Genomic DNA, 13959 nt, shown 5'->3' on the forward strand with positions numbered 1-13959 from the left:
GAGCACTATCAACGTCTGACGCCGCCCCAGCCCGCATGGCCACCTGCAAAGGCGCCGATGTGGCGCCTTTGCCGTTTCCAGTCCTTGTATCCCTGCATTTCACTGTTGCCCGGCGCGCTCGGGCCACGGCCCACGAGCTTTCAGGACCCATGATCACCATCACCCTCCCCGACGGCAGCCGTCGCCAGTTCGAAGCCCCCGTTTCGGTCCTGCAGGTCGCCCAGTCGATCGGCGCCGGCCTGGCCAAGGCCACCATCGCCGGCGCCGTGGACGGCACCCTGGTCGACGCCAGCGACATCATCGACCACGACGCAACCCTGCGCATCATCACGCCCAGGGACGAACAGGGCCTGGAGATCATCCGCCACTCGTGTGCGCACCTGCTCGGCCACGCGGTCAAGCAGCTGTATCCGGACGTGAAGATGGTGATCGGCCCGGTGATCGCCGAGGGTTTTTACTACGACATCTACTCCGAGCGCCCGTTCACGCCCGAGGACATGGCTGCGATCGAGGCGCGGATGGCCGAACTGATCGCGCAGGACTACGACGTGATCAAGAAGATGACCCCGCGCGCGCAAGTCATCGAAACCTTCAAGGCCCGTGGCGAGGACTACAAGCTGCGCCTGATCGAGGACATTCCCGAGGACATCCAGGCCATGGGCCTGTACTACCACCAGGAATACGTGGACATGTGCCGCGGCCCGCACGTGCCCAACACGCGCTTTTTGAAGGCGTTCAAGCTCACGCGCATCTCCGGCGCCTACTGGCGCGGCGATGCCAGCAACGAGCAGCTGCAGCGCATCTACGGCACCGCCTGGGCCGACAGGAAGCAGCTCGATGCCTACATCCTGCGCATGGAAGAGGCCGACAAGCGCGACCATCGCAGGATCGGCAAGCAGCAGGGCCTGTTCCACCTGCAGGAAGAAGGTCCGGGCCTGGTGTTCTGGCATCCCAAGGGCTGGGCGATCTGGCAGGTGGTCGAGCAGTACATGCGCAAGGTCTACCGTCAGAGCGGCTACGGCGAAGTGCGTTGCCCGCAGATCCTGGACGTGTCGCTGTGGAAGCAGTCCGGCCACTGGGACAACTACCAGGACAACATGTTCTTCACCGAGTCGGAGAAGCGCACCTACGCGGTCAAGCCGATGAACTGCCCGGGCCATGTCCAGGTGTTCAACCAGGGCCTGCACAGCTATCGCGACCTGCCGATCCGCTACGGCGAATTCGGCGCCTGCCACCGCAACGAGCCTTCGGGCGCGCTGCACGGCATCCTGCGCGTGCGCGGCTTCACCCAGGACGACGGCCACATCTTCTGCACCGAGGAACAGATCGAAGCCGAGGTCACCGCCTTCCACCGCCAGGCGCTGAAGGTCTACGGGGATTTCGGTTTCGAAGACGTCCAGATCAAGATCGCCCTGCGCCCGGAAAAGCGCCTGGGCGACGACGCCACCTGGGACAAGGCCGAGGCTGCCCTGCGCGCTGCGTTGAGCGCGTGCGGCGTGGAATGGGACGAATTGGCGGGTGAGGGCGCCTTCTACGGCCCCAAGATCGAGTACCACCTCAAGGACGCCATCGGCCGGACCTGGCAGCTGGGCACGATGCAGGTGGATTTCATGATGCCCGCCCGCCTGGGCGCCGAGTACGTGGACGAAAACAGCCAGAAAAAGCACCCGGTCATGCTGCACCGGGCCATCGTCGGCTCGATGGAGCGGTTCATCGGGATCCTGATCGAGCACCATGCCGGCGCCTTCCCGGCCTGGCTGGCCCCGGTCCAGGCGGTGGTGGCCAACATCACCGACGCCCAGGCCGACTATGCCGATAGGGTCCAGAAAACCCTTGCGAATCAAGGCTTCCGCGTGGTTTCGGATTTGCGCAACGAGAAGATCGGCTATAAGATCCGCGAGCACACCCTGCAGCGGGTGCCCTATCTGCTGGTGATCGGCGACCGCGAGAAGGAAAATGGCGCCCTCGCCGTGCGTACGCGCTCGGGCGAGGATTTGGGCACAATGAGCATCCAGGCTTTCGCCGAGCGCCTTGGCGCTGAGCAACTGGCCTGACATCGGAACCGGCACCGGAGGGATGCCGGCCCACCCCATCACGGAGACTGCAACATCAGCACCCCTGACAACAAGCAAAACCGCAAGAACCAGGAAATCCGCGTCCCGCGGGTCCGCGTGATCGGCAGCGACGGCGAGATGATCGGCGTGCTTTCGCGCGACGAAGCGCTGGCCAAGGCCGAGGAAGAAGGCCTGGACCTGGTCGAGATCCAGCCACAGGCCGACCCGCCGGTGTGCAAGATCATGGACTTCGGCAAGTTCAAGTTCGAGGCCCAGAAAAAGGCCAACGAGGCCAAGAAGAAGACCAAGCAGGTCGAGATCAAGGAACTCAAGTTCCGCCCGGTCACCGACGAAGGCGACTACCAGATCAAGCTGCGCAACATGCGCCGTTTCCTGGAAGAGGGCGACAAGGTCAAGGTCAACATCCGCTTCCGTGGCCGCGAGATGAGCCACCAGGAGCTGGGCCGGGAGATGGCCGCACGCATCGAGAATGACCTGGGCGAGGAGATCGTCATCGAATCACGGCCGCGGCTGGAAGGCCGGCAGATGGTCATGATGATCGCGCCCAAGAAGAAGCAGTAAGCCTTCGCCGGCACCGGGAGCGGGAGCGGGTCGCTGCGCAACGTGGGGCCAGCCAGGTCCGGCTTTTTGCGTCTACCACTGCGCCGGCCGGCGTAAAGCTGCTGATTTGCAAGGGAAAGCGCAGGCGTGCATAATGCGCGGCCCGGTTGACGCCGGGGCGGCTGCAAAGCCAGAGGGAACCCGTCTTGATCCTTTTGGATCAACGACTTACAAGCCGGTTCGGGCAGGACGGAAAGCGTGGCGCAAGCCACCGCCCAGGCCAGTTATCGAAATTCCACAAGGATCTCAAGCAATGCCCAAGATCAAGACCCACCGGGCGGCGGCGAAGCGTTTTCGCAAGACCGCATCCGGCAAGTTCAAGGCTGGCCACGCCAACCGTAGCCACATCCTCACCAAGAAGGCGACCAAGCGGAAGCGTGGTCTTCGTGCGACGAACATCATTCGTGCCGAAGATTCCGGCCGTCTGAACCGCATGTTGCCTTACCTCTGAGGAGATAGACCATGGCACGAGTCAAGCGTGGCGTGACCGCACGTCGCCGTCACAAGAAGGTCCTGAGCCGTGCGAAGGGGTATTACAACGCCCGTCGCAAGGTCTTCCGCGTCGCCAAGCAGGCGGTCATCAAGGCCGGCCAGTACGCCTACATCGGCCGCAAGCAGAAGAAGCGCAACTTCCGCTCGCTGTGGATCACCCGGATCAACGCCGCCGCGCGTTTGAACGGGATGAGCTACAGCCGCTTCATGAACGGCCTGCTGAAGGCGAACATCACCCTGGACCGCAAGGTGCTGGCCGATATCGCCGTGCACGATGCCGCCAGCTTTACGGCCCTTGCCGAAAAGGCCAAGAGCGCGCTCGCGGCATAAGTGTGGATCCATCGCAGGCCTCGCCGTCGGCGGCGCCTGGCTGGAGACAACATTGCATGCATGGGGAAGGGCGCCAGTCCTTCCCCATTTTTTTGGGATTCATTCCCGTAGGAGCGCCCCCATGGGCGCGAGCTGTTGGGAGTCCTGCAGTTGCGCCAAGCGCTCGCGCCCATGCCCCAGGAAGGGGACAAAGGGCGCTCCTACAGAGGATCGGACATCGTGGGAGCCGCTTCAGCGGCGATGGGCTTTGCCGGCAAGGCCACATCGCCGCTGAAGCGGCTCCCACCCAAGACGGTTGCTCCTACGAGGAGCTCGTTACACATTCGAGGTTGACCGCCCATGAGTGAAATCGAATCCCTCACCACCCAGGCGCTTGCCGATATCGCATCGGCGCAGACGCCCGATGCGGTCGAAGCCCTGCGCGTGGCGTTGCTGGGCAAGAGCGGCCAGGTCACCGCCCAGCTCAAGACGCTGGGCACCTTGCCCGCCGACCAGCGCAAGGCGGCCGGCGAATCCATCAACCGCGCGCGCGATGTGATCTCCCAGGCACTGACGCAGCGCAAGGCCGTACTGGAAGACGCCGCCCTGGACGCGCGCCTGGCCGGCGAGGCGATCGATGTGACCTTGCCGGGCCGCAACGCCGCCCGCGGCGGCCTGCATCCGATCACCCGCACCCTGGAGCGGATCGCCGACCTGTTCGGCCGGCTGGGCTACGAGCTGGCCGATGGTCCGGAGATCGAGGACGACTGGCACAACTTCCAGGCGCTGAATTTCCCCCCGCACCACCCGGCGCGGGCGATGCACGACACCTTCTACTTCGGTGATGGCCGCCTGCTGCGCACCCACACCTCCGGCGTGCAGGTGCGCTACATGGGGCAGCACGCGCCGCCGCTGCGCATGATCGCCGCGGGCAAGGTGTATCGCTCCGACAGCGACCAGACCCATTCGCCGATGTTCCACCAGGTCGAAGGCCTGCTGGTCGACGAGCATTCCACCTTCGCCGATCTGAAGGGCACGCTGGCCGAGTTCGTGCGCGCGTTCTTCGAACGTGACTTCCAGATGCGCTTCCGTCCCAGCTACTTCCCCTTCGTCGAACCCGGCGCGGAAGTGGACATCGCCTGGCAGCAGCCCGATGGCAGCACCCGCTGGCTGGAAGTGCTCGGCTGCGGCATGGTTCATCCGAACGTGCTGCGCAGCGTGAACATCGATCCGCAGCGCTACACCGGCTTTGCCTTCGGCATGGGCGTGGAGCGCCTGGCGATGCTGCGTTATGGGGTGAGCGACCTGCGTGCGTTCTTCGAGAACGACGTCAGGTTCCTCAGGCAGTTTGCGTAGGGCGGGTCTCGACCCGCCACCCAGGCAATTCATGTAGGGCGGGTCTCGACCCGCCACCTCAAGGCATTTAGGGCGAGTCTCGACCCGCCACCCCGGTTCCCATACATGCAATGGCGGGTCAAGACCCGCCCTACGATGACCAACGATGAAATTCTCTGAAAACTGGCTGCGCAGCCACGTCCCCACCAGCGCCACGCGCGATGAACTCACGGCCACGTTGACCGCGATCGGCCTGGAGGTCGAAGAGGTCACCGCGCTGGGCGAGGGTCTGGACAAGGTGGTCGTCGCGCGCATCGTCGACTGCGCCAGACATCCGCAGGCCGACCGCCTGCAGGTCTGCCAGGTCGATGCCGGACTTGGCGAGCACCTGCAGATCGTGTGCGGCGCGCCCAATGCGCGTGCGGGGCTGGTCGCGCCGCTGGCGATGGTCGGGGCCAACGTCGGCGGGATCGCGATCAAGGCGGCCGGGCTGCGCGGCGTGGACTCCAACGGCATGCTGTGTTCGGCCAGGGAGCTGGGCGTGGACGCCGATGCGTCTGGTCTGCTGGAACTGCCAAGCGATGCACCACTGGGCACCCCGATCGCCGATTTCCTGGGCCTGCCCGATGCGAGCATCGAGATCAAGCTCACGCCCAACCGGGCCGACTGCTTCAGCGTGCGCGGCATCGCCTTCGACGTGGCCGCCGCATTCGGCAGCCAAGTGGTGCCGTTCGATGCCACGCCGATTGCCGCACGGCATGAGCGCGCGCTTGAAGTCAGGCTCGACGCCGGCGCCGATGCGCCGCGCTACTGCGGTCGCATCATCGAAGGCGTCGACGCCACTGCGCAGACACCGGCCTGGCTGGCCGAGCGCCTGCGCCGCAGCGGCGTGCGCCCGGTCTCTTTGCTGGTGGACATCACCCAGTACGTGATGCTGGAGCTGGGCCAGCCGATGCACGCCTTCGATCGCGACCTGCTCACCGGGCCGATCGGCGTGCGCAAGGGCCGCGCTGGCGAATCGCTGCAGCTGCTCGACGGCCGCACCGCGGCGCTGGACGATGGCTTCCTGGTGATCACCGACGCCGACCGTCCGGTCGCCCTGGCCGGCATCATGGGCGGGCAGGACACCAAGGTGACCGACGCCACCGGCAACGTGTTCCTGGAATCGGCGTACTTCGCGCCGTCGGCGATCATCGGCCGCGGCCGTCGCCTGGGCCTGCACACCGATGCCTCCCATCGCTACGAACGCGGCGTCGATCCGGCGCTGGCGCCGCAGGCGATCGAAGTGGCAACGCGCCTGATCGTCGAGCTGGCCGGCGGTTCGCCAGGCCCGGTCGTGCACGCTGCGCTGCACGAACATCTGCGCGCTCCGGCGCCGATCGCCCTGCGCCGCGCGCGCGTGTCCCGGGTGCTGGGCATGCAGATCGCCGATGCCGATGTCGTGCGCATCCTGCGTGCGCTGGGCATGGAGCTGACCGAAACGGCCGAAGGCTGGTCGGTGGTGGCACCCAGCCGCCGCTTCGACATCGCCATCGAGGAGGACCTGATCGAGGAACTGGCCCGCATCCACGGCTACGACCGGATTCCAGCCACGGTGCCGGGGGGAGCGACCCGCATCGCCGCCGGGACCGAGACGCGACTGGACGCGGCCACCGTGCGCCGCCAGCTGGCCGCGCGCGAGCTGCTGGAGACGATCAATTTCGCCTTCGTCGATGCGCAGCTGCTGGACAGCTGGGGCCTGAGCGAAGGCGCCGTGCCACTGGCCAACCCGCTCAGCGGCGAACTGGGCGTGATGCGCACCAGCCTGCTGCCAGGGCTGGTCGCCACACTGCAGCGCAACGCCGCGCGCCAGGCCGGGCGGATCCGCCTGTTCGAGCTGGGCAACGTGTTTGCCGCTGCTGGCGGGCAGGGCGCAGCGCCGGTGGAAACCCTGCGCGTGGCCGCCGCGGTCAGTGGTGATGCCGCGGCCGAGCAGTGGGGCGTGCCGGCCCGTCCGGTGGATTTCTACGATCTCAAGGGCGACCTGCAGAGCCTGGCGGCTGCATCCGCGGCCCAGTTGACCTTCCAGCAGTCCGCGCGCGGCTACGGCCATCCGGGCCGCTCGGCCGAGGTCTTCCGCGATGGACGGTGGATCGGCTGGATCGGCCAGCTGCATCCGCGACTGCACAGGGCGCTGGACCTGGACGGGCCGGTGCTCGGCTTCGAAATCGACTTGGATCCACTGACCCAGCGCGCGCTGCCGCAGGCGGCCGAGCTGTCGCGCTTCCCCTCGGTGCGCCGCGACCTGGCCTTCACCGTGGCCGAATCGGTGCCGTTCGCCGCGATCGAACAGAGCGTACGCGAGGCCGCCGGACCGCTGTTGCGGCAGGTGCTGCTGTTCGACCGCTACCTCGGCCCGGGGGTCGAAACGGGGCAAAAGAGCCTGGCTATAGGCTTGATTTTGCAGGACAACACGCGCACATTGAACGACCGCGATGTGGAAACGGTGGTGGCCGAAACGGTCGCTGCCCTGGCACGCGAACACGGCGCCCGCATCCGCGGTTGAGGCTCAGGGGACATCGATGGCATTGACCAAAGCGGAAATGGCCGAGCGGCTGTTCGACGAAGTCGGTCTGAACAAGCGCGAAGCCAAGGAGTTCGTCGACGCGTATTTCGACGTGCTGCGTGACGCCCTGGAACAGGGGCGCCAGGTCAAGCTGTCCGGGTTTGGCAACTTCGACCTGCGGCGCAAGAACCAGCGCCCGGGCCGCAACCCGAAGACCGGCGAGGAAATCCCGATCTCTGCCCGCACCGTGGTGACCTTCCGCCCCGGCCAGAAGCTCAAGGAACGCGTCGAAGCCTATGCCGGAGGCGACCGCAATGCTTGACCCCGGCAGCAACCGCGAACTTCCGCCGATCCCGGCCAAGCGCTACTTCACCATCGGCGAAGTCAGCGAGCTGTGCGACGTCAAGCCGCACGTGCTGCGCTACTGGGAGACCGAATTTCCCAGCCTGGAGCCGGTCAAGCGCCGCGGCAACCGCCGTTACTACCAGCGCCACGACGTGCTGATGGTCCGCCAGATCCGCGGGCTGCTCTACGAGCAGGGCTACACCATCGGTGGCGCCCGGCTACGCCTGGAAGGCGAGGGCGCCAAGCAGGAATCGGCCCTGAGCAACCAGATCGTCCGCCAAGTCCGCATGGAACTGGAAGAAGTCCTGCAGCTGCTGCGGCGCTGAAACGCACGGGCCTCAACTTCTTGCATCGCCACTGCGCTGGGCGGGAGGGAGGGAGGGGTGCGCGCCAACGGATGAATCCGGTATGATGCGCGGCCCGCTGCAAGGCGGGAGCGCTTTTGCGAAGTCGGGGCGTAGCGCAGCCTGGTAGCGCATCTGCCTGGGGGGCAGAGGGTCGTCGGTTCAAATCCGGCCGTCCCGACCAATCGCATATGACATGAAAAGCCCGGCTTGCCGGGCGTTTTTATTTTCGGTCACCAGGCGCGCAAGCGCTGCACAGCACGGGCTCATCTTCGTGCGATCGTGAATGGCCGTTGAGGTTGCTGAGTCGCGTATAACTGTTCTGTCAGGGTTAAATCGTGTTTCTCGTCACGAATTAATGTCCGGTCCCGCCCGGCTCCGGCGTTCTACAAGTGGTGCAAGGCAGCATCAAACAAGGCTTCTGCTGGAAGCCCGTCCGCGTCGTGCGTTTTTGCGGTGTCACTTGTTGTTGATATGAGCCACGGGTTTGGATCTGGGTTGTTGTCTGGAGCGCTCGGCACGGTTGTGCCATAGTCGATCCAGGGTCGCATTCACTTTTGTCGCCCCGAGGGCATCGCCCCCGGCAACGACAAGGTGGCTGGCACCATTCCAGATCCAATCGCCTGATCCGCGCGGTTCCACGGCTCGGCGCCCGCGGGCTCCCCCCAACCCAAAGGTAAAGACCACCGTTCATGGATCCCAACGCCTCGTCACCCCGAAGTCCGCTCCTCCTGTTCGCCCTGGCCTGCCTGGCCTTGCTGGCCGGCTGTAGCTCGGTCCCCGACATGGCCTCCTCGCTGCCCACGCCCGACCCGTTGGGTGAGGTGAAGGAAGCGCCCGAGTACCGGATCGGGGCAGGCGATCTGATCCAGATCCAGGTCTTCCAGATCGAGGATTTGGAGCGCCAGGTCCGCGTGGACAACGAAGGCATGATCTCGTTGCCGCTGATCGGCAACTTCAAGGCCGCCGGCCTGACCCGCTCGGAACTGGAGGCCGAGATCACCCGCGCCTACGGCGGCAAGTTCCTGCAGGATCCGCAGGTATCGGTGCTGATCGAGGAATTTACCAGCCAGCGCATCACGGTCTCTGGCGCGGTCTCCAAGCCAGGGAACTATCCGCTCGAGGGCGCCACCCAGCTCACCTTGCAGCAGGCATTGGCTGAGGCGCAAGGCGTCAGCGACCTGGCCAGTCGCCGGAACGTGGTGGTCTTCCGCACCATCGGCGGCCAGAAAATGATCGCCCGCTTCGACCTGACCCAGATCGAGACCGGTCAGTCACCCGACCCTGAAATCTACGGAGGCGACATCGTTGTGGTCTATCGCTCTGACGCACGCTTGCTCCTGAGAACGGTGTTGGAGCTGACCCCCTTCGTGATGGTCTTCAGGGCGTACCAATGAGTACGACCGAACGCCCTTCCGGGCACATCCACACCAGGCTGCCAGACGTGAGCTTGCTCGAATACTGGCAGGCGATCACCTCGCGCCGCTGGCTGATCGTCGGGGTCACGGTCCTGGTGGTCGCCATCGTGCTGGTCGGTACCCTGCTGACGACGCCCCAGTACCGGGCAACCACGACACTGCAGATCAATCGCGATGCGATGAACGTGGTCAACATCGAGAACCTGATGCCGGCCGAGTCGCCGATGGACCGCGACTTCTACGAAACCCAGTATGAGCTGCTGCGAAGTCGCTCGCTGGCGCAGGCGGTGATCCGCAAGACGCGTCTGGCCGAGCATCCGGCCTACAAGGAGCTGGCGGACAAGGCCGCCGCGCAGGCCGCGCAAGGTGCCGAAGGTGACCAGGCCACGATCCAGAAGCGCCAGCAGGAAGCGGCCGAACGTGCACTGACCGCAGTTGTGATCCAAGGGCTGGAGATCGAGCCGGTGCGCAACTCGCGCCTGGCCAAGATCCACTTCAGCTCTCCTGATCCGGCGCTGTCGGCGAGGGTGGCCAACGCCTACGCCAGTACGTTCATTTCCGACAACCTGCAGCGCCAGCTGGATGCGTCCACCTTTGCGGTGAAGTACCTGTCCGAACGTCTGGAGCAGCTGCGCGGCAAGGTCGAGGAATCCGAGCGCGCGCTGGTGGATTACTCGGGCGACCAGCAGATCGTATCGGTAGGCGAGGACGCACCGTCGCTGCCGGCGCAGAACCTGAGCGAGCTCAACGGATTGCTGGCTGCCGCCCAAAGCGCGAAGATCCAGGCCGAAGCGGCCTGGAATGAGGCGCGTGGCGGTGACGGCCTGAACCTGCCGCAGGTGGTGTCCAGCCCGCTGATCCAGAACTTGCGCGAAGCACAGTCGCAGATGGAGGCCGAGTACAACCAGAAACTGGCCACCTACAAGCCCGACTATCCGGAGATGCTGCGGTTGAAGAGCCGCATCGATGCTGGCAATGCACAGATCCGGCGCGAAGTGGGCGTCATCAGGGCGTCATTGAGGTCGCAGTACGACATGGCTGCGCAACAGGAACAGCTGACCGAGCAGCGCATCAGTTCGCTCAAGCATGACCAGCTGGACCTGGAAGAGCGAAGCATCCGCTACAACATGCTCAAGCGTGATGTGGATACCAATCGCCAACTGTATGACGCGCTGTTGCAGCGTTTCAAGGAGATCGGGGTGGCGGGCAATGTCGGCGCCAATAACGTCTCGGTCATCGACCCGGCGGAAGTGCCCGGCGCGCCTTACTCACCGCGCCTGCCGATCAATCTGGCGCTGGGCGCGGTGTTTGGAGTGTTCCTCGGCTTGGTGCTGGCTCTGATGCTGCACTTGGTTGGCTCGGTACGCCGCGCGCATCGGGTGTGAGCAGAGCGTTCACGCTTTGCACCAAGGCGTGAATCGCGACTGTGAACGTGCGTTGGTGCACAGAACAACAGGCTTTTTCGTGCGATTGTTGCATCGCAGCAGGCGCTTGTTCCAGACCGATTAGGGGACAGCGTGGTTGGATGCAGCTCAAGTTTGTATGTCACAACGGTGCCGCCGTCGACCACGGGGCCAATGCGCATGAGCGCATTGCGCAGCGGTCGGGCAGCGGACAATTTTTGGATTCTTCCGGCAAAACGATCCCCCGCGTTTTGCCAGTGATGAACCGGGACCGGAGGACACCATGCTCCTGGCTGATCTAAGTGGCGGTACGCAGACCACCTCATCGCCGCGACTGCTTTCAAAATATTCCGCTGCGGCTGACGTCGTCCTGCGCGTCTCGGATATCGTGGTGGTGGTCGCCGCGGCGATCGTGGCCTATCGCCTCAGGTTTGACACCTGGCTGCCGACGGCTGGCTATCGCGTGGTCATCGGCACCACGCTGCTCTACGCGGTGATCTGCTTCAGCGCGTTTCCCCTGTATCGCAGCTGGCGCGGACGTGGGCTGTTGCGCGAGTGCATGGTGCTGGGCCTGGCTTGGACCGGCGTGTTCGCGCTATTCGCGGTGCACGCGCTGATCGTGCAGATGGGCCAATATGTCTCACGGGCCTGGCTCGGGACGTGGTACGTCGGTGGTTTCGCCGCGCTGGTGTTATCGCGCACCCTGCTGCGCAACTGCCTGAACATGCTGCGCAGCACTGGCCTGGACGTGCAGCGCGTGGTGGTGATCGGTCTGCGCACGCCGGTGTTCAAGCTGCAGAAGTACCTCTTGCGCAACAGCTGGGTCGGGCTGCAGATCGTGGGTTATTTCCAGAGTCGCTACGACATGGTACCCAGTGCCGCGTCGAGCAGGTTGCCGTGTCTCGGGATCTCCGCGCCCGAAGAGCTGGAGCGCTACCTGCAGGAAAACACGGTCGAACAGGTGTGGATCTCCATGCCGCTTGGCGATCGTGACCGGATCAAGAGCCTGCTGCAGGTGCTGGATCGCTTCCCCATCACGGTCAAGCTGGTGCCTGATCTGTTCGATTTTGGCCTCCTCAACCAGCAGGGCGAGCAGATCGGCAATGTGCCGGTCATCAACCTGCGCCAGGGCGGCGTGGATCGTGACAACTACTTCGTGGTGGCCAAGGCCCTGCAGGACAAGCTGGTCGCGGTTGCGGCGCTGCTGGTGCTGTGGCCGCTGCTGCTGGCCATCGCCATCGGCGTGAAGCTCAGCTCGCCGGGCCCGGTGTTCTTCCGGCAGAAGCGCCATGGCCTGGGCGGGCGCGAGTTCCACATGCTCAAGTTCCGCTCGATGTATGTGCACCAGGAAGGCCAGGTCGAGGTCAAGCAGGCTACGCGCGGCGACGCGCGCATCACGCGGTTTGGCGCTTTTTTGCGCCGCACCAGCCTGGATGAGCTGCCCCAGATATTCAATGTCCTGGGCGGTAGCATGTCCATTGTCGGCCCGCGTCCGCATGCAGCTCAGCACAACAGCCATTACGAAAAGCTGATCAATCATTACATGCAGCGCCATTACGTGAAGCCGGGCATCACCGGCTGGGCGCAGGTCAATGGATTCCGTGGTGAGACCCCGGAGTTGCGGACGATGAAAAAGCGCGTGCAATACGATCTGGATTACATACGCCGCTGGTCGCTGTGGCTGGACTGCAAGATCATCGTGTTGACCGCGTTCCGCGTGCTCGGCCAGAAGACCGCGTACTGACTTATGGCCGCGGTTCCCCATGAGGCATTGGTCCAGCACGGGACGCGAGCCCAGGCCAGACACCGCCTGCGTGACGTCCTGATTGAATTGCTGTTGCTGTTCGCGATTGGCTACAACTTTCTGCTGGCGATCATCAACGCCCAGCTGTTCGCCGTGACTCCGGCCATGACCTACGCGGCAGAGCTGGTGATCTATGCGGGCTGCTTTGGCCTTGGGATCTGGACGCTGCAGCGCGAGAAGATCGCCGCGGTGCTGGTGGGCATTGGCCTGATTGCGGCGGTAATGCTGTTTCGCTACGTGGTGGAATGGCGGGTCGATGCCAAGTTCATCCGCGATGCGATCATCCCCTTTGCCTTCCTGGTGCTTGGCGCGGCCTATGGCGGCTCGCTGCCGCGGCTGTTCCTGCGCATGAGCGTGATCGTGGCGCTGGTCGCCGCGGTTGAACTCGCCGTGCCCGAGGTCTACGGAGACGTGGTCAATCCGAAAAGCTATTACGTCAACACCCGTGGCGTCGACGAGGGTGGCTTCTGGAACCAGGACAGCAACCTGTTCGTCAGCGCCACCCGTCCTGGCGAGCGCAACTTCCTGGCCGGCAGTAACCTGCCGCGTGCTTCGTCCATCTTCGTCGAGCCGGTCACTACGGGCAATTACCTGGTGTTCTTCTGCGCGATCCTGCTGGTGTTCTGGCGATCGTTCGGGCCAAAACGGATCATCTTTTCGGTTGGCTTGCTGTTGTTCCTGATCGTGGCCTCCGACGGCCGGCTTGCGGCCGGGACAAGCTTTCTGTTGCTGTTGGGCGCGCCTTTTTTAAGGAAGCTCGACCAGCGCCTGTCCTTCCTGATCATGCCCCTGGTGATCCTGGCGGCGGCTGCATTGATCTGGGTGATGGGCGTGGAAGCCTATGACGACACCACCCTGGGCCGTGTCTATCTGACGGTGGCCGCGCTGCGTGACATGACAGCCGAGGCCTGGCTGGGCCTGGATTTCGACGTGCCGTACAGGTACGCCGACAGCGGTATCGCGTACTTCATCGCCTCGCAGTCGATCATGGTGGTGGGCGCTTTCCTGCTGGCGTACTCGTTCGGGCTGGAGATGCCCACCGAGGATGGCCAGGCCTTCAAGAATTTCTTCATGCTGGCCTTTGCCACGGGTCTGCTAGTCTCCAACAGCCTGTTCTCGGTGAAGTCGGCGGCGCTCTGGTACTTCGTGCTGGGCGCGATGTGGCAATTGCCCAAGGGCGCATGGTTCTCGCATCCCTCGCTGTTGGCTGGGCGTTCTTTTGATGAGGCGGCATTGCCCGTTGGCCGCGCCACCCGCGCGGAAACAACGACGGCCGGAACTCCTTGAAC

At 64.5% G+C, this 13959-nt stretch carries 12 protein-coding genes and 1 tRNA gene; all 13 read left to right on the forward strand.

Translation table 11 applies throughout. The features are described 5' to 3' along the window. The first annotated feature begins 149 nt into the window (after window positions 1–149). The 13 genes from thrS (at window position 150) to DSC_RS16520 (ending at window position 13957) form a co-directional block, all read left to right on the forward strand. Entirely contained in the window at window positions 150–2054 is a 1905-nt protein-coding gene (gene thrS, locus DSC_RS05070; RefSeq protein WP_014160064.1) for a threonine--tRNA ligase, read from the forward strand. 54 nt (window positions 2055–2108) lie between these two features. Further along, on the forward strand, window positions 2109–2636 hold the full coding sequence (infC, locus tag DSC_RS05075; RefSeq protein WP_083833476.1) for a translation initiation factor IF-3: 528 nt from the start codon (window positions 2109–2111) through the stop codon (window positions 2634–2636). Window positions 2637–2928: 292 nt separating this feature from the next. Beyond that, the gene (gene rpmI, locus DSC_RS05080) at window positions 2929–3126 is read left to right on the forward strand and encodes a 50S ribosomal protein L35 (RefSeq protein WP_014160066.1); all 198 of its coding nucleotides are present in this window, start codon (window positions 2929–2931) and stop codon (window positions 3124–3126) included. An 11-nt stretch (window positions 3127–3137) separates the two neighbouring features. Beyond that, the gene (rplT, locus tag DSC_RS05085) at window positions 3138–3497 is read left to right on the forward strand and encodes a 50S ribosomal protein L20 (RefSeq protein ID WP_014160067.1); all 360 of its coding nucleotides are present in this window, start codon (window positions 3138–3140) and stop codon (window positions 3495–3497) included. Between the two features lie 339 nt (window positions 3498–3836). Beyond that, a complete protein-coding gene (gene pheS, locus DSC_RS05090; protein WP_014160068.1) occupies window positions 3837–4832 on the forward strand; it encodes a phenylalanine--tRNA ligase subunit alpha in 996 nt (331 codons plus the stop codon). A 145-nt stretch (window positions 4833–4977) separates the two neighbouring features. Then, window positions 4978–7356, forward strand: a complete 2379-nt coding sequence (gene pheT / locus DSC_RS05095) for a phenylalanine--tRNA ligase subunit beta (RefSeq protein ID WP_014160069.1) — start codon at window positions 4978–4980, stop codon at window positions 7354–7356. A 16-nt stretch (window positions 7357–7372) separates the two neighbouring features. After that, entirely contained in the window at window positions 7373–7678 is a 306-nt protein-coding gene (locus DSC_RS05100) for an integration host factor subunit alpha (RefSeq protein WP_014160070.1), read from the forward strand. Then, the gene (locus DSC_RS05105) at window positions 7671–8027 is read left to right on the forward strand and encodes a MerR family transcriptional regulator (RefSeq protein ID WP_014160071.1); all 357 of its coding nucleotides are present in this window, start codon (window positions 7671–7673) and stop codon (window positions 8025–8027) included. The genes DSC_RS05100 and DSC_RS05105 overlap by 8 nt, the downstream gene beginning before the upstream one ends. A gap of 125 nt (window positions 8028–8152) precedes the next feature. Next, window positions 8153–8229 (forward strand) — tRNA-Pro (locus tag DSC_RS05110). Window positions 8230–8737: 508 nt separating this feature from the next. Further along, complete coding sequence (locus DSC_RS05115; protein ID WP_014160072.1) at window positions 8738–9442, forward strand: polysaccharide biosynthesis/export family protein; 705 nt, start codon at window positions 8738–8740, stop codon at window positions 9440–9442. Further along, entirely contained in the window at window positions 9439–10848 is a 1410-nt protein-coding gene (locus tag DSC_RS05120) for a GumC family protein (RefSeq protein ID WP_043290418.1), read from the forward strand. The genes DSC_RS05115 and DSC_RS05120 overlap by 4 nt, the downstream gene beginning before the upstream one ends. Before the next feature lie 301 nt (window positions 10849–11149). Then, window positions 11150–12610, forward strand: a complete 1461-nt coding sequence (locus DSC_RS05125; protein WP_043290419.1) for an undecaprenyl-phosphate glucose phosphotransferase — start codon at window positions 11150–11152, stop codon at window positions 12608–12610. Between the two features lie 93 nt (window positions 12611–12703). Continuing rightward, window positions 12704–13957 (forward strand): polysaccharide biosynthesis protein GumE, encoded by a 1254-nt coding sequence (locus tag DSC_RS16520; protein WP_425476602.1) that lies wholly within the window; start codon window positions 12704–12706, stop codon window positions 13955–13957. The last annotated feature ends 2 nt before the right edge of the window (window positions 13958–13959 follow it).

The sequence above is a fragment of the Pseudoxanthomonas spadix BD-a59 genome, assembly GCF_000233915.3.
GTDB lineage: Bacteria > Pseudomonadota > Gammaproteobacteria > Xanthomonadales > Xanthomonadaceae > Pseudoxanthomonas_A > Pseudoxanthomonas_A spadix.